16 protein-coding genes and 1 pseudogene are annotated in these 23,219 nt (G+C 59.2%); 5 read left to right on the top strand and 12 right to left on the bottom strand.

Annotated features, from left to right (window positions below):
• Positions 1-8: 8 nt before the first annotated feature.
• Positions 9-1,148: a cytochrome P450 gene (locus ACT53Q_RS18400; protein ID WP_476188118.1), complete on the bottom strand. Its 1,140-nt coding sequence runs from the start codon at positions 1,146-1,148 to the stop codon at positions 9-11.
• Between the two features lie 358 nt (positions 1,149-1,506).
• On the opposite strand from ACT53Q_RS18400, the gene ACT53Q_RS18395 reads away from it, so the two are divergent.
• Entirely contained in the window at positions 1,507-1,941 is a 435-nt protein-coding gene (locus tag ACT53Q_RS18395) for a helix-turn-helix domain-containing protein (protein WP_476188117.1), read from the top strand.
• Positions 1,942-2,132: 191 nt separating this feature from the next.
• On the opposite strand, the gene ACT53Q_RS18390 is transcribed toward ACT53Q_RS18395, so the two are convergent.
• The 11 genes and pseudogenes from ACT53Q_RS18390 to ACT53Q_RS18340 form a co-directional block, all read right to left on the bottom strand.
• Positions 2,133-3,224, bottom strand: a complete 1,092-nt coding sequence (locus tag ACT53Q_RS18390; RefSeq protein ID WP_476188116.1) for a hypothetical protein — start codon at positions 3,222-3,224, stop codon at positions 2,133-2,135.
• Positions 3,225-3,463: 239 nt separating this feature from the next.
• Positions 3,464-3,793 (bottom strand): CFI-box-CTERM domain-containing protein, encoded by a 330-nt coding sequence (locus ACT53Q_RS18385; RefSeq protein WP_476188228.1) that lies wholly within the window; start codon positions 3,791-3,793, stop codon positions 3,464-3,466.
• A gap of 639 nt (positions 3,794-4,432) precedes the next feature.
• Positions 4,433-4,931 (bottom strand): annotated as a pseudogene (locus ACT53Q_RS18380) (transposase); the annotation flags it as partial.
• A 169-nt stretch (positions 4,932-5,100) separates the two neighbouring features.
• Positions 5,101-5,559 carry a hypothetical protein gene (locus ACT53Q_RS18375; RefSeq protein WP_476188115.1) on the bottom strand — a complete coding sequence of 153 codons (459 nt, stop codon included), beginning with the start codon at positions 5,557-5,559 and terminating at the stop codon, positions 5,101-5,103.
• 620 nt (positions 5,560-6,179) lie between these two features.
• Positions 6,180-6,503, bottom strand: a complete 324-nt coding sequence (locus ACT53Q_RS18370) for a CFI-box-CTERM domain-containing protein (protein WP_476188227.1) — start codon at positions 6,501-6,503, stop codon at positions 6,180-6,182.
• Between the two features lie 692 nt (positions 6,504-7,195).
• A complete protein-coding gene (locus tag ACT53Q_RS18365) occupies positions 7,196-7,384 on the bottom strand; it encodes a hypothetical protein (RefSeq protein WP_476188114.1) in 189 nt (62 codons plus the stop codon).
• 235 nt (positions 7,385-7,619) lie between these two features.
• On the bottom strand, positions 7,620-8,360 hold the full coding sequence (locus ACT53Q_RS18360; protein WP_476188113.1) for a hypothetical protein: 741 nt from the start codon (positions 8,358-8,360) through the stop codon (positions 7,620-7,622).
• A 154-nt stretch (positions 8,361-8,514) separates the two neighbouring features.
• The gene (locus ACT53Q_RS18355) at positions 8,515-8,955 is read right to left on the bottom strand and encodes a hypothetical protein (protein WP_476188112.1); all 441 of its coding nucleotides are present in this window, start codon (positions 8,953-8,955) and stop codon (positions 8,515-8,517) included.
• Positions 8,952-10,295, bottom strand: a complete 1,344-nt coding sequence (locus ACT53Q_RS18350) for a recombinase family protein (protein ID WP_476188111.1) — start codon at positions 10,293-10,295, stop codon at positions 8,952-8,954. The genes ACT53Q_RS18355 and ACT53Q_RS18350 overlap by 4 nt, the downstream gene beginning before the upstream one ends.
• Positions 10,295-10,762: a DUF2924 domain-containing protein gene (locus ACT53Q_RS18345; RefSeq protein WP_476188110.1), complete on the bottom strand. Its 468-nt coding sequence runs from the start codon at positions 10,760-10,762 to the stop codon at positions 10,295-10,297. Before ACT53Q_RS18345 ends, ACT53Q_RS18350 begins: the two co-directional genes overlap by 1 nt.
• A gap of 464 nt (positions 10,763-11,226) precedes the next feature.
• Entirely contained in the window at positions 11,227-11,478 is a 252-nt protein-coding gene (locus ACT53Q_RS18340) for a hypothetical protein (protein ID WP_476188109.1), read from the bottom strand.
• Between the two features lie 413 nt (positions 11,479-11,891).
• Between ACT53Q_RS18340 and ACT53Q_RS18335 the strand changes: the two genes are divergently transcribed.
• The 4 genes from ACT53Q_RS18335 (at position 11,892) to ACT53Q_RS18320 (ending at position 23,209) form a co-directional block, all read left to right on the top strand.
• Positions 11,892-12,686 (top strand): hypothetical protein, encoded by a 795-nt coding sequence (locus ACT53Q_RS18335; RefSeq protein ID WP_476188108.1) that lies wholly within the window; start codon positions 11,892-11,894, stop codon positions 12,684-12,686.
• A gap of 31 nt (positions 12,687-12,717) precedes the next feature.
• Positions 12,718-13,650, top strand: coding sequence for a hypothetical protein (locus ACT53Q_RS18330; protein ID WP_476188107.1), 933 nt, complete (start codon positions 12,718-12,720; stop codon positions 13,648-13,650).
• Between the two features lie 167 nt (positions 13,651-13,817).
• Positions 13,818-18,386 (top strand): AAA domain-containing protein, encoded by a 4,569-nt coding sequence (locus tag ACT53Q_RS18325; RefSeq protein ID WP_476188106.1) that lies wholly within the window; start codon positions 13,818-13,820, stop codon positions 18,384-18,386.
• Between the two features lie 140 nt (positions 18,387-18,526).
• Positions 18,527-23,209: a P-loop NTPase family protein gene (locus tag ACT53Q_RS18320; RefSeq protein WP_476188105.1), complete on the top strand. Its 4,683-nt coding sequence runs from the start codon at positions 18,527-18,529 to the stop codon at positions 23,207-23,209.
• Positions 23,210-23,219: the final 10 nt, after the last annotated feature.

Here is a 23,219-nt window from a genome sequence, read left to right as displayed (position 1 = left end):
CGTGCCTCTCAGTCGACGCGGCGGCGCGCGAGCCGGAACGGTGGCGGCGCCATCGCCGCGGCGATGGTCGGCCGTGTGTCATGCGGCGTGACCGTGAGCGCGTGGCCTTCGTCGATCGCGGCAAAGAGGGCGCTGACCAGTTGCTGCGACAGGTCAGCCGCCACGCAGCGGTGCGGACCGTGGCCGAAGGGAATGAACGCCGGGTTGTGCCAGGCGGCGGGATCACCCCAGCGCTCGGGCCGGAATTCCGTGGCGTCCGCCCAGTAGTCCGGATGCCGGTGGACCAGGTACGGACACACCACCACTTCGTCGGTCGTGGTCACGTCGGTGCCTGCGACCGCATGCGCCGTCGCCGGCTGCCGGCCCAGTTGCCAGGCCACCGGCCACAGCCGCAGCGCCTCGCGCACGATCCATTCCGCCGGCACGTCGCGGCGCGGATGCGTGCCGGCGAGATACAGCGACCACGCCAGCACGAAGCCCATCGAACCGGCGACGGCGAACAGGAACGACAGATAGATTTCCGACAGCTCGTCGAGCCGCTGTCCGGGCTCGGCGGCGTCGGCGACGACGTCGAGCAGATCCCGCGGCTGCGAACCCCGCTGCCGCTGCCGCGCCTCGATCGCGCTCGACAACTGGAACGTCGTCTGGAACTGCAGCAGCATGCGCCGCCATCGCGGCTGCCGTGCGCGTGCATTCGCCAGCACCGCGTGCTCGACGATGCGGTCGAGCAGTGCGCGCAGTTTCGGCGGGCTGTCCGGCGCCAGCAGCAGCGGCGAGAGATGGCCGTACACGAGCCGGTTGCCCGCGTCCGGCCATTCGGTGACTTCCGGCAATCGCTCGGCGACCAGCGCGCGCAGCGTCTGCGGATCCTGCTGCTGCAGCAGGTCGCGCACCAGCACGCGCGCTTCGCGGCGGACCTTCAGCTGCGAAGCGCGCGGCCCGAAGTCGCCGTAGCGGCTGTGGAAGAAGTCGGAGTGTTCGTGATAGCGACCGTCGGCATTGCGCAGCACGTTGCGCGCGGCGATCGGATCGCCCAGCGCGTATTCCGCGGCACCGGTGCGCACGACGCCGCCGCCCAGCGGGAAGTGCTCGTCCAGGAAGCGGAGCGGGTCCTGGGTGAAGCGGTCCGAGAGGTCGTCTTCGAGCATCGTCCTGTCCTTCCATGGCCCTGCGGGCATCGCGTCGTCGCGCGGCCTGCGCATCGTTGCGTGGCGTGAGCAGGCGGCGGGATTCGCGCGTCCTGTTCGCCGCCGTCTGCGGCCGTCGACGATCCCGATGCGGCGTTGCTTTCGCTGGTCCGATCGGAATCTCCGATCGGTCGCGCCGCGTCTCGCGTCGACTGCGGGCCAACCATAACCAAGTGGCGGCGCCCCGGTTTCGTGCTCCACGATAGTTCTACTGACGCAGGCAACAGGGTTAGCCGAACACAACGGACGGGCGCGGCTTTGTCAGTGAAAGGAGACAACAAGACGTCAGCAATCCTCGACATGACAAAGTGGATGACATATGGCACATCGATCACTGCAGAAGCAGATCGCCCTGCGTATCCGAAGCGCACGGCAGGCCGCACGACTCACCCAGTCCGAACTGGCGGCCGCGTTGAACCTCAGCAGAAGCGCCGTCGCGCAATGGGAAAGCGCCTCGGGGTCGGCGCCCTCGACCGCCAACTTCGCGCGCTTGGCCGCGACGCTGGGATGCACCTTCGAATGGCTCGCGACCGGGCAGGGGTCGCGCTCGAACACGCGCCGTCCGGCATTCGGCCGGGACGACGACCCATCACCCGCGGTGCTTTATCGTCTCTTCGCGCACAACGACGAAGAGGAACAACTGATCGAAGCCTTCCGCACGCTCGACGATTTCGACCGTGCCGCGGTGGTGGTGCTCACCGAAACCCTCTCCGCGCGTCCGCAACGCGCCCGCCGCGCGCGCCTTCCGCCGTAGCGGGTTTCTTCGAGATGCGTTTGGCCCGGATCGCCGTCATTCGCGCGCGGTCGGGATGGCGGCCGCGCGGGGCGTCCGGCGCGGCGATGCGATGGTGGTGCCAGAGCAACTGAATTCCAAATGCTCTCTCACGCGAATTCGTAGCCTAACGAACCGAGTGCGACAAGACCGCTCTGGCTCAGCGACCAAGATCAGGTGCTTTCGTCGAGCCACTTCATGCCATGCAGGAACGTGTTTCGCTCTTCGGTGGTCGTGAGCGCGATCTGGGCGATCTGAGCATGGATCATATCGTGAAGATCGGACTGCCACCTCGCGCGGTCTTCCGACGAGGCCTGAGCGATGTGCGAGGCGTCAAAGCCGGCGGGAAACAGGTCGTCGATGTCCACTGGCCTCCGCGATCTGGACCAGAGACGCGAACGAAGATAAGACGTCGAGATTTCAACAATGAGACCGGTAACGTCCTGAGCGTCCAGACAGTTGACGAGCTTCATCCTCCTTTTCGCGGCAAAGTCAGAGTTGACGAACGTCCAATTGTATGGCGGCTGGAAGTGTTGGATGAGGGCTGCTTCCGCGAGGTCGATCTGCTGTTTCCGACTGAACGTAACCGCATGCAGCGCACGAAAATGCTCGACCTCTTCGGCCGCCGTTGCAGTGGGTTCCAGCGTCAGATCGCCTCCAGTGCTGACATGCATCTTCGCGTGCTCGAATCGATACATCAGCACAATGACCTCGGCGTCGGGCGCATCGGTCATAGTTTCAGCCAGAATGCGCTGCAGCTTGTCGTGCGCAACCAGCCGATCGACAGCAATTCGACTTCGCGTGCGTCCGATTCCCTGACCGATGTAGAGGACTTCGAGATCCGTCGCCGAGCCTAGGTCGCACTCTGCTTCGGCAAGCAGTGCATATGTCGGGAGACGTATGCACTGCCTCAGATGATTCTGGACGATCAAATAGCTGCCGACGCCATCGGCAGTGATCCTGACGCTATCTGGTGCTCCGGCATGATGTCCTTCGTGCAGCCGGTATCTAAAAGGCACCTGCACCCAACCGATTCCGTGGCGGACGTGCAAGTCGCCATGCAACCAACCAGCTTCGACGCGGAGCGTGGACGGTTCTGGCACGATGCGCCGTCGCCGCGTGATGAGATAGATGTTGCAGTGCTCCAGCCCCTCTCGCATCTCGGGCCATCGCTCCGGCAAATAGAGTTCGGAGGGATAAAGCGGATTGGCCTGGCTGGAGTAAAGGTGAAGACTGCCCTCGGCAGCAAACTTCCTGGTTGCCATGTTGCGTCCTGTCTGGGTCGTGTCGTTGATTTGTCGCAACGTGCGGTGCCGGCATAGTGGACCCATTCAACGAGGATTCCATTCCCTCGGGCAGTGCAGAAGCTTCAAAATCTTCGCTGCCAGTGCGGAGCGTGCGACGCTGTTGCTCCAATGGTGCCGGTGGATAGATCGAGAACGCATGCCGCCGGAACCGTCCGGCAGCTCAATTGCCACATCGACATTTAGTGCCGGCAGCGTCATCAGGACACAGAGTTCAGGTGAGATACGAAGCGATCAAGTGCTTTTCTTATGCTGCGGCCCAAAAGTGACGATGAATCGATTCTTTTAGCCAGAGACGGAGACAGTCGATAGTAGAAGAAAACGAGAAAACGACCAGCTTTGTTCGTATTCAGCTTTCCGTCGCGAAACTTTCTAAGGGCCGATACCGCAGGGTGACTAGCGCTGCCATAAACAGCAGTAGCTATGTAACACTCACTTTCGCTTGCCTCCTTCTTTTCCTCATTTTTGTTCTCACTTTTTCGCCGAACTCGCTCAATTAACTCGGGGTGCTCATAGATAGAGCGGGGCATCGGAAATGGAGCTGGGTAGATTGTCGCCAAGTCTCTAGCGGAGAATGAAAAGCAGTAGTTGCGATATGGCTTCTCTCCTGCATAAAGTTCGCCTTTCGCATCGCAGCATTTGCACGAATACGAGGTGACATAATTCCCGGAATTACCGCCATATTCCTCGACTACTACATTGCCTTTCCTATACGGGCCGTCTCCGTCACGGGGCTGGCAGCCTTCTTGAGGGCATGGACAAGGCCCAACGATGTCATCCCTATTTTTAACGGACACTGGGTAAAGCGTGTCGTCGTTGATGTGCTTCCTTAACATATCATCTCCAAAAAAATAGATTTAGTAAATATATTGCACTCTAAAGTGCTGTGGGCGTCGGTTTTCAAGCGCGCCGGAGAAGCGTAAAAAAGCATAATTTATTGTGATTAATAACTTCTACTAATATGTGTGGATTCGATTTGCATCACGGTGTCAGCATCGAAACTAATGCTCGTTGCGTATGCCAACCAGTCGTTCCTAAAGAATCAGATTCCTAATCGTCATTTGCGACGGTTGCGGCACCCGCAACGCCAGCACACGCTGGAGCGCTCCCATCCACCAGGCGCGCAATAACGCGATCCAGCGCAGCAGCCAGTGAATGTTGTAGCTCGCCGCGCAGGCGATCGTGTGCGCCGTCGTGTCCACGATCACGCGCTTCATATCGCCCACTGTGATCGCCATCATCGACCGCGCCGCCGCGATCGTCTGCGCCAGCAGTTCCTCGATCCCCGCTTCGCCCAGCCGCCGGCGCCAGCGCGTGAGCGAACTGGGATCACACGGCAGCCGCGTCTGGAAAAACACCTCCCCGATGACGAACTGTTGTCACTACGGGTTTTCCAGTCAGCGCCAGCACACGTCTTCGTCGGACAGTTCGTTCGCATGCTTTAGATTGAGCAAGTCCGCCATCAGCCGCATCGGCAGGGCCGGACGACCACCGCCGACCGGTGCGGGCGGCAGCGTCGCCGACAGCGCGTCTTCTAGCTCGCCTAGGGATCCGTCCCGCCAATTGCGCCAGCGGATGGCGCAGATCGATCAGCGAGTCCAGACGCGAGCGGAACAATTCGTCCGCGCGTGATGCGTCGGCCTCGGATGGGGTCTTGCTGCGCCTCATTCCATGCCCAGGATTGCCAAAACCCCATGCGAACATAGCGGTTTCCGGCAATCCATGCACACACGAAATCAGAAAATTCCTTGATTTTAGCGGCAGAGTGGGTTTTTCAGGGCTGACGAAGTACCGCACCCGGGCCACTCAAACCTTCCTCTCGTATCGCTCCATTTCCTCAATTGCCATTTTCATAAAAACGAGATAAAGCCGGTTCCCCTGATTTTTCCCCCAACTTCATATCCAACAACTCGTTATATAATGCTTTTTCAATTTCAATTTGCAAAATAGCTAAGCTATTTTGAAGTTTAACTTTTCTGAAAATATAATATGGGACTATAAGCACCAAAAAAAGTTCTATGTATAAAATCGGAACCGCAAGCCCAAAGCTACCAAATACCGTAAAAAAATTGTGTGTGTGCTCGTAAAAGAAAATGTAAAATATCCAAAAAGCAATAAATGCTATTGGAATTAATCTCCAAAAAATAAAATAATGCAGTTTTTTTGATGTTTGAAATAGGGAATATTCGTTGCGCAAACTGTATCTGTAACCCATCAATCCTTCGACAGTTTCTTCAAATTTTTGACCTTGAAACTGATAAATTCCCCTGTCGTGGAGTCGAGAAATTGCAATCATGCTTGCCTCGCTATAGAGAATACGGTTTCTTTATACGGCCAGTTTGAAAATGAACTGCCGTTACCAAGGATCTCGAAACTGTTGAACATAGCGAAATGACCCTGCATTTTCTAAAGGAACACTCTCAGGCGTGACGCATGAATGTGCGGATGAGACTTGAAATTAGACCATGCAGTTTCGCCGTATCTGCGTAACAGGCAGTTCACCTGCCGGCAATCGATGGTGTCGCTCCTTTCTGGGAGAAAATCGCCAAGCACTCCGCCGCTCAATGTCGAAACCATCGCTCTATCTGAAAACCCTAAGCGGATTCTCGCAGTTGCTTGTAGATCCGCTATAAACCTGCGTTCCATTTACATAAATCGTTACAGCGTTCCCGTCTGCTTCGATTGCCGCATTACCATTTCTATCGGTTATTACAGCATCACCACCATATGCCTTGACCTTGTAGCCAGGCAGCCCATAGCCATTGCTGTTTAGAACTTTGACTGTGATTGTCCGAGACATTTGCAATCCTTTACAGAAAATACAAGACGAGTTACGGTAAGATCAATTGGCCTTAATAGCTGCGGCCGAACAAATCTGATGATTCAGTTCATTGAGCCTGGAAAATACCGGAATAATCATCTACGCAGTCTTGATGCTGCGCCAACTATTGCTGTCAAAATATGTCTCACAAGTCCCGCAGCAGTCTTGTGGTAGCGTAGCCATGAAGCGAGTGGCGGAGACAACTGATAGTAAACTCTAACGAAAGCCCTGCCTAGAGCGCGCTTGCATAGATAGTTGTCCCTAAACCATCTAAGCACCTCCACTTCCATAGAAGAATCGCCATAGATTGCAGTTGCTATGAAACAATCCGTTTTCTTTTCTTCGGCAGGAGGCGATGCTTCTCTTATATTTCGAATCCTCTCCAACACTTTTGGATCTTCATAAACAGATCTCGGCATTGGAAACGGCCTAGGGTATGGCGTCGATACGTCTCGCGTTGGAACGCCAAAGCAATATCTGTAATACGGCCTCTCGTTTTCGAACAGATGGCCTTTCCCATCGCAACATCTACACGGCTCGGACGTCAGATAATTCCCTGAGTGCCCGCCAAATTCCTCAAAAACAACCCAGCCCTTGCTGAATGGATACTCGCCGTCACTGCGCTGACACCCTTCTTGCGGGCACGCGCACGGCCCGACAATATCACTTGATGAAATCGAAACTACTGAGACAGAATCGTTGATGTGCTTCCTTAGCATGATTTCTCCAACGAAGGCGCTGTTGTTTGTTTCCACATCGCTCAGAAAGAGCAATTGACAATGGTAGTCAACTCAAGAGACTGAGATGACCGTTCGCATCAACCAGAAACGTGACTAGATCGCGCATGACCACAGTTTTCGCAAAACTGTGCATTGTATTTGTCACCAGTTCGGAAGCTAGAACAAGTACAGCCACGAACTCGACAAGCACTTCCAGCAACCACCCCTCTTGAATCAAGAACTTCCGATTCCGACGTCATGCAACTCAAGGGTTCATGTGCATCTTCTTCATGACATTTGAGCATTTTCCATTCCTTATGGTGATCGACTCAGTAGCACAATAAAAAAATACCATGGCGTTGCCGTTTGGCCAATTCTTGGGGGTTCGTAGCTTACTCTAACGCTCTTCGCTGTTCTTCCCATAGTAGCGGCGGATTGATCGAAAGGGAGTGCAGCCGGACACCGTCCGGCAGCGTTTCGTCGAGGATCGCCGCGACGATGTCCGGGGCCAACAGGGTCAGATTGACGTGACGTGCGACGTAGCTGTGGTCGGTCCCCTCGCAGCGGGCGATCTCGTTCATCGAGGCGGCTTCGCCGACTTTCAACATCCCAAGCCAGCGGTGACCGCGAGCCGCCGCCAGTTGGAGCGGCGCATCCCTCGTCCGAGTTGCATTTCGAACCCGAATTCGCAGTCCTCAGGTGCGACACCCCTCTGGCTTTGCTGTCAGGTCTTTCGGCCGCCAGCCTGTATCGCTGGCGGCTATGACATGATCGCGACTCAAGTCTCTCATCGCGGTGCGAGCCAGCGCAGCAGAGCTACACCTCAATCCTGCGGAGCCGATCAAGGTAGGCAGTTGCGGTCTGGCGAGAGAGCCAAGGTCTTGATCCGTCGTTGAAAAGATAAGCATCTTGAGCGCCCTTGTGTGCGAACTTCCGCCAGGCGTCCACCTCAAGCTTCATGTGCAGATTTGGAAACGCTTCGTAATTCACATGCTCGCGCGCCGTCATGCCGACAGGTTTGTAGTTCCGATTCAGGATGATGCAATCACTCGGCTCCTCGTCGACCGGGTGGACGACATAAGGTAGCCAGCAGCGCATTGCCCAATAGATCGGAGCATCAGTAAAAACTCTGAATTTTGGCTGCGCCAGAATGGCCTCAAGGTAAGCGATTGCGAAATCGACCGCGTTTCTGGCGTCGGCGAAGCGCTGGCTCAGGTCAACAACTTGAGCCCGCGCCACTTCTGCCCGTGTTCTGGCTGCGTAACGTCCCGGGTCTGGGACGAAGCGCATGGAAGAGGCAACTTCTTCATCTGTCAGTCGGAAGAAGAAGTACGGGCGGGCATCGGAATCCTGTTGCCCGTTCTTCATCAACAACGACCAGTTTCGATAGCCGTTCTCTCTGGCAATGCGATCTTGTGATGCGCTGTAGGAAAGACTTTCCTCGCGCGCGAGTTTCTTGGCCGCGCGACGCATGGCCTCGATTTGATGGGCGAAAAAAAGCTGCAGCATCGTGAGATACCTTTCTTCAATGCCGCGAATTTGCCAATGCGTCCACACATCAAGCGCCGCGGCAGGAAAAAAGGCCGGGGATTCAAAGCACGCTGCCGATACGGCTTCGCCATTGTGGACGGGCGGGCCGGCGTGACCGGCACACCGTTAAACTATTCCGACAGATCCTTTCTTGCAAGTCCCGAGTCTGAGGAGGATGTATTCAATCCACCATGGCTGCCTGCCATCGGCGCTGGTCCTCCCACAGCATCGGTGGGTTGATGGCGAGCTCGATGAGCTGAACACCATCAGGTAACGTCTCGTCGAGTATGGCCGCCACGATGTCCGGTGCCAGCAGGGTCAGGTTGATATGCCGGGCGACGTAGCTGTGATCGGTCCCCTCGCGACGGGCGATCTCGCTCATCGAGGCCGCCTCGCCGGCTTCCAGCATCCTGAGCCAGCGGTGCCCCCGGGCCAGTGCCAGCTGCAGTGGGGTGGCGCCTGTTCGAGTCCGCTTTCCGGACTCGAACCCGGAACATTCGGACACGACGACCCGCCGCCCGCTGCGCCGCCGCAGGGCGATCGGGATGTTCAGCGTGACGCCGCCGTCGCTGGCGACCACCTCGGCCGCCGGCCCGGACACCTTCAGCGTCGGCCCCCTCATGCCGCCACTCCAGCGAGCGGGCGGGCGTCAGCGGCGAGGGTACCGATCCCGCTGGGTCGCAGCCGCAGTTCCAGGTTCGTCGGCGAGACGATGACCCGTTCGACCAGCAGCCGGACCAGCCGCTGCTGCTCGACCGGGAAGAGTTGTTCCCATACCCGGTCGACCTGCGTCATCGCGACCGTCACCTGCGCTTCGTCCAGCGTCGGGTCGAGAGCCACCGCCTGCGGGACCATCGCCTCGATCATCTCGGGCGCTCGCAACACGCGCCGCAGTTGGGCGACGACCGCCCCCTCCAGTTCCCCGGCCGGCAGGCGCGGCAGGCCCGACGTGCCCGGCCCCTCGTGTGTGTCGCGCGTGCTGAGGTAGTAGCGGTAGGTGCGGCCGTTGGCCTTGGTCGTGTGCCATGGCGACAGGGCGCGGCCGTCCGGACCGGTCAGCAGGCCTTTCAGCAGGAACTCCACCTTGCCGCGACGCGAGGCACCTGCCCGGACCCGGCCGTTGACCTGCAGGAGCGCGTGCGCCTCGTCCCACAGGGCACGTTCGATGATCGGCGCGTGCGTGTTCTCGAAGTACTGGTCGCGGTGCTTCATTTCGCCGAGGTAGGTCCGGCAATGCAGGATCTTGTGGACCGAGCTCTTGTCGTGGAGCTGACCGGCCAGGGTCCGCCCGGTCTTGGTCGTCCACGTCTTGTTGCACCAGTCGCGCGCGCGGATCTCCTGCACGACCTTGAGGATCGATCCCAACTCGACGAAACGGCGGAAGATCGTTCGGACCTGGCCGGCCTCGACCTCGTTGATCGCCAGCCGTCGGTCCACGACGTCGTAGCCAAGCGGCGGGATACCGTGCATCCACAGCCCCTTCTTCTTGCTGGCCACGAACTTGTCGCGGATGCGCTCGGCAGTCAGTTCACGCTCGAACTGCGCGAACGCGAGGAGGATGTTTAGCATCATCCTCCCCATCGCGTCCGTGGTGTTGATCTGCTGCGTGACGGACACGAAGGTCGTGCCGTACTCCTCGAAGACCTTGACCAGTTCGGCGAAGTCGAACAGCGACCGCGTCAGCCGGTCGATCTTGTAGACCACGACGATGTCGACCTGGCCCGCGCGGATGTCGTCCATGAGACGCTGCAGCGCGGGCCGCAGCAGCGTCCCGCCGGAGAATCCACCGTCGTCGTAGTCGGCCGCCACCGGAATCCAGCCCTCCATGCGTCGGCTGCTGATGAACGCGGCGCCAGCATCGCGCTGGGCGTCGATCGAGGTGTACGCCTGGTCCAGTCCTTCTTCCGTCGACTTGCGGGTGTAGACGGCGCAGCGGAGGCGCTTGGGGGCAACGGCACTCATCAACGACCTCCCTTGCGCAGGCCGAAGAACAACGGCCCCGACCACTGGGTGCCGGTGATCTTCCGGGCGATCATCGACAAGCTCCGGTAGCGCGTGCCGGCGTACTCGAACCCGCCATCGGCGAGCACTTGCACGCGATGTTCGACGCCCGCGTAGAGGCGCACCAGTTCGGTGCCGGCGACTGGCACCGCGCCAACGCGATGTCGCGCCAACGTGCCCGTCGCGACCAGTTCGTCGATGCGTCGGCGATTGCGGTCGAGGAGGGTGCGATCCGTCTTGGCGAACTCGATTTCCTGCCAGCGGTGCGCGATGCGCTTTTCGACGAAGCGCCGATTGGACACGGGAGGGGCGACGCCGAAAAGACGATGCCATTCCCTGGCAAGATCGTTCCAGGCCCAGTCGGCCAGGCGCGCGATGCGCGTGGCCATCGATGCGGCCGCCGCCGCGGGGGAAGAATCTTGGGTCATGCGTGTGGACTCCGGTTGGTGGAGTCCGCATGGACGCGCTGTGTCGCGCCAAAGCCAAGGTCAACCGGAGAAGGCGCGCGCACGGCGTCGTCGTGCGCGTCACCGCCGCGCAGGCGGTGCAGGCCCAAGGCCAGGAGTGCGGCGGCCTCCGTGCGCCGCTGTGGCGCCGTCATGCGCGCCGGGTCGTGCAGGTTGGAAGGGGTCAAGGGTGTTCCACTGGAATATCAAACCAGCGGACAGTGTCCCAATCCAAACCGGCTGCTGTATCGCAGCGTGACGTAGTGGCGCAGAAGGCCAGCGATCATGAGCACTTTGTTGGCGGATGTTGATGGACCGCGTCTCCGAGCGGCCGTCCGGTTTGGGCGACCTTCGACGCAGGCTTGATGAGACTCAGCTTGCAATCGGTTGGGTGATCGCGAAATCAGTCAACTCCGAACATGTGTGTCAGGAAAGTCCTACACCGCTCAGACCCGAACATATGTCCAGTTCGTGAGGCCTAGTCGAATTGCCCAGATTCGCGCGGTCTCCTTGTCGCCTGCAGCAAGCAGCACAGACCGATCAAGCTGGCTGATGAGAGTCCACTTGTTCTCCGCTCCCTCTTTCGGCTCATCAAAGCAATAGAACTGCATGCTGTCCGTATTGGTGGCCAAGTAGTACTGAGCCAATCGCCGTTCCTTGCCTGATGGCCCTTTGGTCGGGCCATACGAAATCGTCATCTTCCGCATTCTGACGGCTTCCCTTCTTCGTTGGGAAAAGTATCGCCGAACGTATCGGCGTATGCAGCAGAGCAGACGACCGGGCCACACTGTCCCTTCCGGCCACCTTTGGTGGAAGGCCTGTCGAACGATGTCGTCCCTTCTGCGTCCGCATCGAGTACGGGAGTGCTACTGGCAGGGCAGGTGTGACTTCGCCTTCGAGACCACTTTCGCAGGTGTAGAACGTTACACCCGGCGCCATGCCGCGGCGAAGTGTGACGATGTAACAAAACTTAACGAAACATTGACAACGGCGGCGGCCGTTCTAGAATCGCCCGCTTGTTCAACAACAAGATGAAGCGTGGATCTGCGGTACGCCGCGTCGGCGAAGGGGATCGTCGATACGAAGTCGAGGTTTGCGCTGGAGACGGATCGTGTCCAGCCCGATGAAGCATTTGGATTTGCTCCAGAAAATTCCGCCGGATGAAGTCATGCTCGACTTCCTGGCACAGTGCGGTCTCGTGCTGCGCGACGTCGATGCCGACGACGCGGCCTGCGCGACGCTGCATATCGCGGTCGAGATCGAGCGTGCGCCGCTCTCCGTTCGCGATTGCATCCTGGCAGGGCTCCGCAAAGTCGCTTTGCTCGCCGACACGGCTGGCCTGAATGCGCTGCGCGAGACTGCAGTCGAGGCGGCTGTTGGCATCAAACTCCTGCACTTGCCGGCGGCACCGGCCCAGTGTGCGTTGTGGGTCTATCTGCGCCACCGCGAGATCTTCGATGCAGCTTGCCGCAGACGAGGGCTGTCCACGCATCTGGTCGAGCCGATGCTGCTGGATCACCTTCGCCTGCCCCTGAGCCTGCCCGACGACCCATCCGTGGCCGAGGCACGCCTGTGCGAGGTCACGTTGCTGGACGAGGTGAGTGGCGGCGAGATCGTCGTGCTTGCGCCGGTCGATGGCAGGGACGGCGGTGTGCTTCAGCTGCTGTCGGAATGGATGCCGAACGACAACCCGGCCCACCAGGAACGCTTCTGGGTGATCGCGGCGAAGATCGATTTGACGTTCCTGCCCGAGATCGGACAGGCGATCGGCCGATCGGCGACACTCGTCCTGAAGCGACGCGGCGGTAGCAACCTGGCCGATTTCGACTTCGGTCTGCGCACAAGACTCGAATCCTGGCTGGCGCACTGGCGCCCGGCCGCTGATCTCGTACCGAAGATCGGTTAACGACCTACGACGCCCCACGGGCGTGACTCTCATGGAATTCCTGATGTGGTTGGCCTCCTGCATTGAGCAGGGGCGGACGGCCGTTGCGTCGACGCTGGCCGATGCGGCATTGCGTCGACGACTCGAACGCTTGCGACAGATGGGCGCGCTGACCGAAGTCCGCGCGCAGGCGATCATCTGCCCGATGTGCGAAGCGCACAGCGTCCACGTGGTCGCTGTGGACATGGCTGCGTGCAGGGACTGCGGCCCGGTCGCGTTGACTGTGGAAGATCTTCAGCGGCTCACGCCTGATGGCGACTGGCTGCGCCGACGCATGGCGCAGGCGCTGGGCTTGGCGGGCGAGTCGGCATTGATGATCGTTCCCGGCAAGGTCTGGCGTCTCGGCGATGTTGGACAGGGAGGCAGGCGCCATCGGGTGCTGTTCGGCCAGCAATTGGGCGACATCATGACCCTGCGCGTACTGCGGTCGGCGTGGCCGAGCTACGTCGGTGACATTCCGACGATCCTGGTGACGACCACCGCGCCGGAGCGGGTGTACCTGCCCGGCGTGCTGGTGCAACTGGTGCCGCTGCCGGCGGCGTTCCGGACGCACGGCAAGGGTCTTGTTGCCGATGAGGCGGTTTGGAAGGGCGTCACCGCGCCATCGCACGTTCATACGGCAACTCTGCAAGATGGGCCGTTCTCGCACGACTTCAGTCAGGTTCTGCTACCAGGCGAGAGCGTGCCGATCCCGTTGACGAGGGTTCAAGCTGCCGTCTTGCGCGTTCTGTGGGAACTGCGGGGTGTCGCCATTGATCGTGATCTGTTGATGGAAAGGGCCAGAGTCGCGCTGGAGAAGCCGATCGACGCTTTTCCTCGGAACAAGTATCCAGAGGCAAATCGGGCATACCGCGCCCTGGTGTTGTCGGATCGGCGAGGATGGTACAGATTGCCCCGCAACGGGCATGAGCCCTTGCCATCGTGAAGGTGGGGCCGTGGGACCGGCCTAGCCCTGCCCCTTGATCAACAGCGCATTCAGGACTTGAGCGGAGCGGCGCAAGGGACGCACTTACCGTGCTGTCGCGGGGCGGTGCAAAGATTATTTGGGATTGGGATAGGGGTATGCTGCTTGATAAATGAGGGGGGAGGCTCATGGTCGGAACGCCGCAACACGGACTGCTTGGCAGGCTGCTGGATTACGTAGTCGAACAAAGTAAGGACATCGACCCGCGTGCCTACACGTTGTCGGGCACAGCAGTGTTCCGGCGCTTCCAGGCGGATCTCGCTGCGTTGCCCGGTGTCGACTTGGATCTCAAACCCGAGGGCGACCATATCTGGCTTCAGGTGCAGCGGCTGGAGGCACGACCGGCTCCGCGCTCCGGCGACCCGACGCTACGTGAGTTCATCGCGATCTCCGACGACCCCAGCGGCCCAGCGCCGCAGCCCAATGAAACCGATCTGAAGCACCGCTATGCGACCGAGGTCCGCACGCTGGGGGCCGAGCGTGCCGCCCAGGCTGACGCCGAGCGTCGGGGTGCGGTTGCGGAAGCGCTACGCCAACTCCAGCCGCTGTGGCAGGCTTGGGCCGAAGGGGAGAAGCCGCGACGCCGGTCGATCGCGCTTTACGGCGATCTGTTCATGCTCAAAGGGCGGCTTGAAGCTGAGGAGACCTCGAAGCCCTCGGAACTGGTCTGGGGCATCGGCGTTTCTGCCTGGCAGCTTCAAGGGCATCTGACGGAAGGCGGAACCGGCGCACCCGCCGCCATTGACTTTCAGTACCCGCTGCTCACCCAGGTGGTTGAGATCGAACTCGATCCGCAGACTCACCGCATTGCTGTCCGCCCCCGATCGGTCTCGCCCCGTCTTGAGTTCGACGCTTTCGGCGCCTGCCAAGTCATGGGTGTAGCCGAGGTCGAGAAGCAGGCCCGGCAATTGCTGGCCAGGGAGGTCGAACACCCGGTCACGCCATTCGACATCGCGAGTTTCGAGCCCATCCTCAAACTGGCGGCAGGCAATCTCAGCAAGGAGGGGCGCTACGACCCGGTCTTCCCGGGCCTGCCCATGCCCGGTCCCGAACTGGTGGTCACCCCTCGCTGGGTGCTGCTGGTTCGGGAGCGGTCGAGCAACTTCCTTGTCGAGGACATCCGCCGACTTAAGACTCGGTTGTTGGCCGGCGACCCGATTCCGGCGGGCCCCGTAGCCTTGGTGACGCCTCCCTCTAGTGAGGTCGTCCGCTACGAGGCCATCTCGTTCCGGGGCATGTGCGGTGGAGGTCGCAGGCAGGGCGAACCACGGGAACTCTACTTCCCCTTGCCTTACAACCAAGAGCAGGAAACGATCGTGGAGATGCTGGAGCGCGCGCCGGGCGTGGCCGTCCAGGGGCCGCCGGGTACAGGCAAGACCCACACCATCGCCAACATCATCTGCCATTACCTCGCGACTGGCCGCAAGGTTCTGGTGACTTCCAAGGGTGAGCATGCCTTGGAGGTACTGCAGTCGAAGATACCCGAAGAGGTGCGTCCGCTCAGCGTGGCCCTTTTGTCAGGTGACAAGGAGGGCATGCGGCAGTTCCAGACTTCGATTGAAGCCATCATCCACAACCTGTCCCAGCTCAATCCGCGCATCACCCAAGAGGAGATCGAGCGCTGCAGGCAGCAGATCGACGCCGCACATGGCGAGGTGTCCGTCATCGATCACCGGGTGAATGCCATTGCCGAGCAGCAGTTGGCGAACATTGAGGTCGATGGCGTGGCGATGCGCGCGCAAAAGATGGCGGAGATGGTGGTCGAGGGCCAAGCCTTGCACGGTTGGTTCGACGATGCGCTGACGCTTGGGCCCGAACATGCGCCCCCGCTCACAGCTGCGGACGCGCAGGAGCTTCGCGATGCACGGCGGCGCCTGGGATCGGATCTGCACTACGTGAGCGCCCGCTTGCCGTCGAGTCAGGTGTTGCTGCCAACCGAAACCGTTGAGAACCTGCACAACGCACTCGTGAGGATGCGACAGATCGACGACGCACAGGACGGCGGAAAACTCCGCGCTCTGCGCGCCACGACGCCGGAAGTCCTGGAGGAAGCGCGGCGCCTGCTCGCTTCCGTCGAGACCGTGACCAGCATCGTCCGCGAACTAGAAGCCTTGGATAGCGCCTGGGTCTTCGAATTGCGCAGCAAGTGCCGACGCCCTGAGTTCGCCAGCGAGCGGGATGCCCTCCAAGCACTGTTTGGCGAGATCGAGGAATTGGCCAAGGCGCGAGCCGCATTCCTGCAGCGGCCGGTCCAGATATCGGTTGAGGCGATCGGCCATCCGAAGGTGCGGGAGGCTGTCGAGAAAGCGAGCGAGACGGGCAAGCCGTTCGGGCTGTTCACATTCGGCGCTGGCGACGCCAAGTCAGAGGTCGCTGCCATCCGCATCTCGGGCCAGCCACCAGCCGGCCAGGACGACTGGGAGCATGTGAAGCGCTATCTGGAGTTGCATGCGCGGGTGCATTCCTTCAGCGTGCGTTGGAACCAGTTCGCCGAGTTGCTGTCGGTACCTACGGTGGTCGGAAACGTAGAGGCGTTGCGTTCCACCGAGCTGACAGCGCAGGCCGCGATGAAAGTCCATTCGCTGGCTACGGTGCATGATGTGCAGTTGCCTCTAATTGCGGGGCGCGTGTTTGAGACACCGCCTGCGCAAGAGCTCCTGGGGGGAGCCGGTGAGTTGTCGATCATCAGGACCCAGCTGCTGCAGCACCTGACTCGAGCGGAACTGGCTGCGGCCGCGACCCAGCTTGCGATCCTTCAAGAGAAGCTGGCCGGGGCGAACGGGACTGTCGCCGAAGATCTACGTGTGTTCATCGCCACGGAACTCGGCAACCCGGACGTGAAGACCGAACGTGCCGTCGCCCGTTACGTGGAACTGATTGGCGAGATCAAACGCATCGAAGCCTTGGCACACCCGATCTCCACTGTGCGCGAACTTTGCCGTCGGGTAGCGTTTGCGGGCGGGCAGAAGCTGGCCGTGCGCCTGCGCACGCAGGCATTGCCCGCTTCCGGCGAAGATGAGGTGCTGCCTGTCGCCTGGCGTGACGCTTGGAATTGGGCGCGTATCCGGCATCATCTGGACAGCATCGACGCCCGAGACGAGTTGTTGACTTTGTCTGCTCGGCGCCGCGATCTGGAAAGATTGCTTGCACAGCAGTACGAGCGGCTGGTGGCACGCGCCGCGTGGCTGGAAGCGAAGTCCCAAGCGTCGGCGAGGGTGCTTTCGGCACTTGAGAGCTATCGCACCGCCATTCGCAGGATCGGGCAGGGTACCGGGCCCAATGCCACGCGCTACCGTCGCGACGCACAGCAAGCGATGCAGGATGCACAGGGTGCGATCCCGTGCTGGATCATGAGCCACGCCAAGGTCTCGGAAAGCATGCCCGCCCAGTTGGGCGCCTTCGATCTGGTCATCGTTGACGAGGCCAGTCAGTCAAACCTGTGGGCTCTACCGGCTGTACTGCGCGGCAAGCAGATATTGGTGGTGGGTGACGACAAGCAGGTTTCGCCGGAGGGCGGCTTCATTTCAGCGGCGAAGATCCAATCCCTGCGCGAACGCTTTCTGGCCGATCAAGCCTACGCCGCGGACCTGACACCGGAGAAGTCGCTATATGACATTGCTTCCACGGTTTTCGCGGCCCAAAAGGTGATGCTCGCCGAGCACTTCCGTTGCGTACATCCCATCATCGCGTACAGCAACCGGACTTTTTACAAGGACCAGATCAAGCCGCTGCGGGTACCGAAGGCATCGGAGCGGCTTGATCCGCCGTTGGTCGACATCTACGTCACTACTGGCAAGCGCGACAAGAAGGATGCGAACCGGCAGGAAGCCGAGGTCATCGCTGAAGAGATCGAGGCTATCCTGCGCAACCCAAAGCTGCGGCACCGGACGCTGGGGGTCGTGTCATTGCTCGGCCCAGACCAGGCTCAATCGATCGATACGTTGGTCCGCAGCCGGTGTGACGCCGCTGAACTGTTGCGCCGCCGCTTCGAGTGCGGCGACGCCCGTGTCTTCCAGGGCAGCGAACGCGACATCATATTCCTGTCGATGGTTGCGGACAGCGGTAACCACCACGCGCTTTCCGGCAACATGTTTGAGCAGCGGTTCAATGTTGCCGCCAGTCGCGCGCGCGACCGGATGTACCTGGTGCGATCGGTGCGGCTCGACGAGTTGTCGACGGCAGATGTTCGCCGCACGCTGCTGGAGCATTTCAGCAAGCCGATGGAGAGAAACGACGACCACTCGAGTCTGATTGACCTGTGTGAGTCCGGCTTTGAGCGTCAGGTTTACACCGAACTGTTCAACCGCGGCTACCGGGTCACACCACAAGTCAAGGCCGGCGCCTTCCGCATCGACATGGTGGTCGAAGGCGCGGACGACGTGCGCCTTGCGATCGAATGCGACGGCGATGAGTTCCACGGCCCAGACCGTTGGCAGGCCGACATGCAGAGGCAGCGGATCCTCGAACGTGCCGGCTGGGTGTTCTGGCGCTGCTTCGCCTCAACCTGGTCTCTCCGCAAGAATGACGTGCTGGAAGAACTGGTCGAGCGCATGCGGTGCATGGGGATCGAACCGCTCGGTGCAATGGAGCGTATGCCATCTCTAGTTGAATACCGCGAATGGCCGGTGCTCGACATAGGAAACCAGGGGCCGGAGGCGCTGGTCGAGCCAGACGTTGGATTGACCCTGCCGGGATGATGGCCCGACCACAATCCGTCGGCGTCGCGATAGAAGGCTGCTGTAGAAGGCGATGAAAGTGGCATTCGTCAGAAAGCAGGTACTTCAAACGCAATCGCTATCGACTTCATCAGTCAGAAAAATCACAAGAGCGTGTAAAAGTGACCATCTCGTCTGTTCATGGAACGATCGAAGATTTGTGTTCACAGTTGAGGGGCGGCACTCCCGCGCAACTCGAAATGGTCGCAGTCGAATTGCTGTCCGAGTTCATGGCCGTACCCTTCTTTCTGGCGCGAGGAGGGTTTCAACATGGCGCCGATGGTGGCACCGCAGGGCAACAGGACCGCAATATCCGCGTTGAATGTAAACGCTATTCGGAGTCGACTCGACTTGATGACCGTGAGCTTCGTGGCGAAATCGACGATGCGCTCGCACGAAACCAAGATCTTGAGGCGTGGATTCTTGTGGCGACACGCTCGGTCGACGAGACCACGCGGGAAAAACTCCACCTCAAAGCCGAGGAAACCGGTCTTCCAATCTTGGTCATCGACTGGACATCCGTCGGCCCTGGGATTCCTGAATTTGCGGCGCTTTGCGCGTACTCCCCGCAGCTTGTTGGGCGTGTCTATGGCCAGGAAGCAGAACGTCTCGCGGGTGCGTTGGTGCAAGTTGCGTCCCAGCAATGGGACCGCCTACGCCAAACTATTCAGCAAGCGTGCATCGGACTCACCTGGGTCAAGCAGACCGCCGATCGCAATATTGAATCCATGTGGAAAAGCGAAGCGGAAGCCAAAGCGCAGTTTGCACAGAACATTGCCCAAGGCGCCTGTTCCGACTGTATCGAACGGGTCTCCATCTCTAACGCGCTGCAAGCATGGTATGACCAACCGGGGCGAGATCCTGCGATCGTCGTCGGCGAGGAGGGGGTTGGAAAGACCTGGGCTACTTTCCAATGGGTCCACAACGCATTGAGTCGGCTACCGCCAACCCTGTTGATTCCATCATCATCCTTCTGCGAAATCCGGGATCTGTCTCCTGCAGGGGTTCATGATTTCATCGCAAGGGAGCTTCGACATCTCGCCGGCGTTCGCTCGGATACATTCTGGAGCCGTCGACTGACAAGGATGCTGAAGCATTGTCCTCCGGGTTCGACACAATTACTTGTCATCGTAGACGGCATGAACCAAGCGCCAACGTTCGACTGGTCACGTCTCCTGCAAATATTGCAGGGCGACAGCTTTGCTTCCATCAGAGTCATTGCGAGTTCGCAGCGCAACTATTTCATTCAGGAGCTTAACCAGTTGCGTCGACTCGCTTTTCCCGCGAGAACGATCAGTGTCGAGCCCTACGACATCACGCCGGGAGGAGAGTTCGACCAAATTCTGCGGATGAACGGGATGACGCGATCCGACGTTCCGGACAACATTCTCACGCTGGCTAGAAATCCGAGGATGTTTCCGCTCGTCATTCGATTCCGAGATCAAGTGATGATGCAGGGTGATATCACGCCGCTCAGACTGTTGTGGGTCTATGGGCGTGATGAAATGGGCCATCGTGTGGGGCGGGCTTTTGTCAATTCCGAGTGGGAAGAATGGCTGCTTACGCTGGCGAAGAACTACAGCGTGAACAAGGAAGATAGTGCTGCCAATGGCGCAATGTCGATCACGGACCTCTCGCAAACGGTCTCTCAGCAACATCGCACACCCTCGGAAAATCAGCGGCGGCTCAAAGAGATCATCGACGGCACGTGGATGGAAGCGATCCCCGGCACGCCTACCAAGTATCGCCCGCGCGCAGAAACAATAGCCCTCGCGCTCGGTCTTGCAATCGTCGACAGGCTGAACATGGTTTCAGACCAAGATGTCGCAGTCGAACTATCGAGCTTCCTGGACCCCATCCGGGCCTCTTCGAGCACTGCCGACGCCCTCGCAGCCGCACTGGCAATTGCGGTATCGACACAAGCCTCGACGAGGGAGCCTGTGGTCACCGCAATCGCCTCAGAGTTGCTCCAAGGGCAGAACAGCGAAGAAAGGCATCTGCAAGAAGTCGTCGCGGCGGCGCCAGCGATACCGAAATCGATCTTGAATTGTATGGAACGAAGCACTGCGCGCGCGCACGCCGCCGCGAGGCAGTGGATATTGAAAGCAATTCGTCGAATTCCAGAGGGAAACCAAGGCGCATGGAGTGAGGTCTTAGTGCGGCTTGGAGAATGGCTCGCCGTCACCGAGTGCGCCTCATCATCCGAGCGCACAAAAAGCGATGAGGCTGCGCAGTATCTATCCAGGCGACTCATTGCAGATATCGGTACAGACCAGCCCGGAAGCGTCGTTGTGTTGGGAACCAAAGTGGCGATCCGCCCCTATCGCGAGCCATATCTCGGTGGGTGCGTGGCTCTGGCATTGCAAGGGCGCCGGCTGGACAACGCAGCCATGGTGTTCAAGGCGGCTGCGGTCGCGCACGCTTTAAGTCCTGCACGCTCTGACACATGGGCAAGCCTGAAATGGTTACTTCTCTTCGATCCAATGACTCGCCGGGCGACACAGTCTGCGCTGACTCAGATGGCAGAAGCCGTGCTTGCTTCAGATCTTGAAAAAAATGTCCGCCCTGATATCAAGGCGCGCGTTGCCGCACTTCTGCTTTGGCTCCCGGACAACCCGATCATGGATGCCAGAGCGAGCGCAATAAATCCACCCTCCAGACAAATTTATAGCTATCAGGCTGATTATCTCGCCGATCCTGCGGCGAGCTTCTTCGAGGTGGAAAGAAGGCACCTCGACTTGGTCCTTCATGACAAACGCATAGATGCGCTGGAGAAGTGCAGGAAGTTAAAAAAGCTCTTGCCAGACCCGAATTTTGTCGTTCCACCTTCTATGGTTTCAGATATCGGCTCAGCCATATCGTGTTTCGACATACAAAGGCTCAGTACCGGCAGATTCTATACCATAGAAGAACACCGCTTTGAGGAGATCATGCCTGTCGGTGCGAGGTTCGCGCCAAATGACCTGGGCGATCTATGCAGGAGGCGCATTCGTGAGCTTGGAAGGCGGACAGGCGAGGCTCTTTATTGGACCTGCCTGAAGGCGCCTGAATATTTGCTGGTCGCTGGAGCGAGCGAACTAGAGGCTGTTCGAGACGCAAAGCGTCGTTACGACCACCAGAGTGACAACGCAAGCGACGAGAAGGTGGCGCGAGCGCACCTGTTGCAGTTGGACGTTTCCTTCCTGCCGCCTTACGATCAGCTGTGTGCAATGGCGGATGATGAGCGTGCGTGGATTTTGGTTCGACAGATGAACTGCACGGACGCATGTTCACCGGCAGAGATTGACCGCTTTATCGCGGAGCGAGGCACTGTTGCTGGAAGGGCTGTAGAAGCGGTTTTCAACCACCTTGCTCAGCACGAGATCAATATTTCCGAACCTGCTTTCGACACACTGTTCCCACTTTCACAAGTACAAGGCGACGACAGTCACCGCGTGATTGGATTCATGGCGCTTGCGAACTGCGCCCCAGATCGGTTCGGTATGCGATTGCTCGCGTCTGGCTGGAGAATTCAGCCAGATCAATCACATCTCGAAATGGGCTCTGGGTCTTCGGCGATACTGGCGGCAAGCAAGGATGTGCCTCTCCATGAATTTCGTGGCCGCCTCGCGCCTTGGCGTCTGCTTCGCGAGGCATGCTCGCGGGGAGATGCACAGAGTTTGGGGGTGGCAGCAGCGGAAATTTCGAGGGCGTTGGATGTCGCCTACTGGCCAGAAGAGCCTTCACCCGTCGAGATCGTTATTGATACGAGTGACCGATATTTTCGTCCGACATTTGACGAGAAAGACGGTGACGACGAAGCCGACCCAGAAAAGGCTTTTGACGACGCGTATCGAAGGGCCAGGTGGGCACAGGTCAATGAGCGCGGGCGCGCTCATATTCAGCAGATGCACAACCAGGGAGCACTGCTCTTCAAGATCGCATTTTCAGCAGAGGACGTTCGCCCTTTTGTGGAACATTATCCAGAGATTGTCAATTCTTGGCTTTCTGGAATGGACACTCAAAGCATCGAATTCAGAGCCAGAGTCAATCGGGCGGGCGGACTGTTCTTGGCGATCTGCGAGGTTCTTTTGTGTTCAGATCCTGGGCGCGGAGCCGTTCTTTGGCGTTATCTCGAATCGAGCATGCCGATACGAATTTCCGGACTTGCGGACATTCATGAATGTGTTCATGTCTTATTCCGCGTACCCTCAAGTCCGGCCGTCGATGCGCTTCGCGATGAGTTCTTCAGTATCAGGCGAAACACGACCGAAAAGGCCTATTTGGATATCGTGGTTGTTGCGAGCATCAACGGAGCCGTCGATTGGCTTAATCGAAAGATTGCTGAGGATGAATCTTCTGGTTGTTCTTGGCGTGGCATGCGAGCCTGCATGCTCAGAGGAATGATCGATAGACCTGAAATCGACAGGTTGGCGTGGCCCAACGGGGTCGATCACGATGATGTGACCAAACGCGCGATGCTCTCACGGAATATGCATTCGATCGCTCACTACTGGTGGGAGAAGTTTCTCTCCGAGCAGTCTCTTGACAAAGCATTCGCAGCTTGGGTGCTTTTCCTGGAAACGGCTGATCGAAGATGTTGGATCTGGTTGCACAGCACTGTCGATCGCTGTCGTGACATGAACAATCCAGCGGCGTGGAGATTGAAGATCTGCCATTTCGAAGCGAACCGAAGCCAGCTCAACTCGGCGATTAGAGATCGTGAAGAAAAGGGCACCCATGCGATGTCAAAGTACCTTTGGGGCAATAAAAACCCGGCAGACCTCCTCGATATGTCGATCGTCGATGACCAGGCACATGAATGAATGCCCGCTT

Source organism: Lysobacter sp. DMC97 (assembly GCF_056313745.1).
This window is presented reverse-complemented; position numbering and strand designations above follow the sequence as displayed.

What these genes read in the sequence shown, in the direction of transcription:
- ACT53Q_RS18340 (WP_476188109.1), bottom strand. Translation starts at nt 11,478, where the DNA reads ATGACGATTTCGTATGGCCCGACCAAAGGGCCATCAGGCAAGGAACGG.
- ACT53Q_RS18370 (WP_476188227.1), bottom strand. Translation starts at nt 6,503, where the DNA reads ATGCCGAGATCTGTTTATGAAGATCCAAAAGTGTTGGAGAGGATTCGA.
- ACT53Q_RS18325 (WP_476188106.1), top strand. Translation starts at nt 13,818, where the DNA reads ATGGTCGGAACGCCGCAACACGGACTGCTTGGCAGGCTGCTGGATTAC.
- ACT53Q_RS18395 (WP_476188117.1), top strand. Translation starts at nt 1,507, where the DNA reads ATGGCACATCGATCACTGCAGAAGCAGATCGCCCTGCGTATCCGAAGC.
- ACT53Q_RS18365 (WP_476188114.1), bottom strand. Translation starts at nt 7,384, where the DNA reads ATGAACGAGATCGCCCGCTGCGAGGGGACCGACCACAGCTACGTCGCA.
- ACT53Q_RS18350 (WP_476188111.1), bottom strand. Translation starts at nt 10,295, where the DNA reads ATGAGTGCCGTTGCCCCCAAGCGCCTCCGCTGCGCCGTCTACACCCGC.
- ACT53Q_RS18355 (WP_476188112.1), bottom strand. Translation starts at nt 8,955, where the DNA reads ATGAGGGGGCCGACGCTGAAGGTGTCCGGGCCGGCGGCCGAGGTGGTC.
- ACT53Q_RS18385 (WP_476188228.1), bottom strand. Translation starts at nt 3,793, where the DNA reads ATGCCCCGCTCTATCTATGAGCACCCCGAGTTAATTGAGCGAGTTCGG.
- ACT53Q_RS18345 (WP_476188110.1), bottom strand. Translation starts at nt 10,762, where the DNA reads ATGACCCAAGATTCTTCCCCCGCGGCGGCGGCCGCATCGATGGCCACG.
- ACT53Q_RS18400 (WP_476188118.1), bottom strand. Translation starts at nt 1,148, where the DNA reads ATGCTCGAAGACGACCTCTCGGACCGCTTCACCCAGGACCCGCTCCGC.
- ACT53Q_RS18390 (WP_476188116.1), bottom strand. Translation starts at nt 3,224, where the DNA reads ATGGCAACCAGGAAGTTTGCTGCCGAGGGCAGTCTTCACCTTTACTCC.
- ACT53Q_RS18375 (WP_476188115.1), bottom strand. Translation starts at nt 5,559, where the DNA reads ATGATTGCAATTTCTCGACTCCACGACAGGGGAATTTATCAGTTTCAA.
- ACT53Q_RS18330 (WP_476188107.1), top strand. Translation starts at nt 12,718, where the DNA reads ATGGAATTCCTGATGTGGTTGGCCTCCTGCATTGAGCAGGGGCGGACG.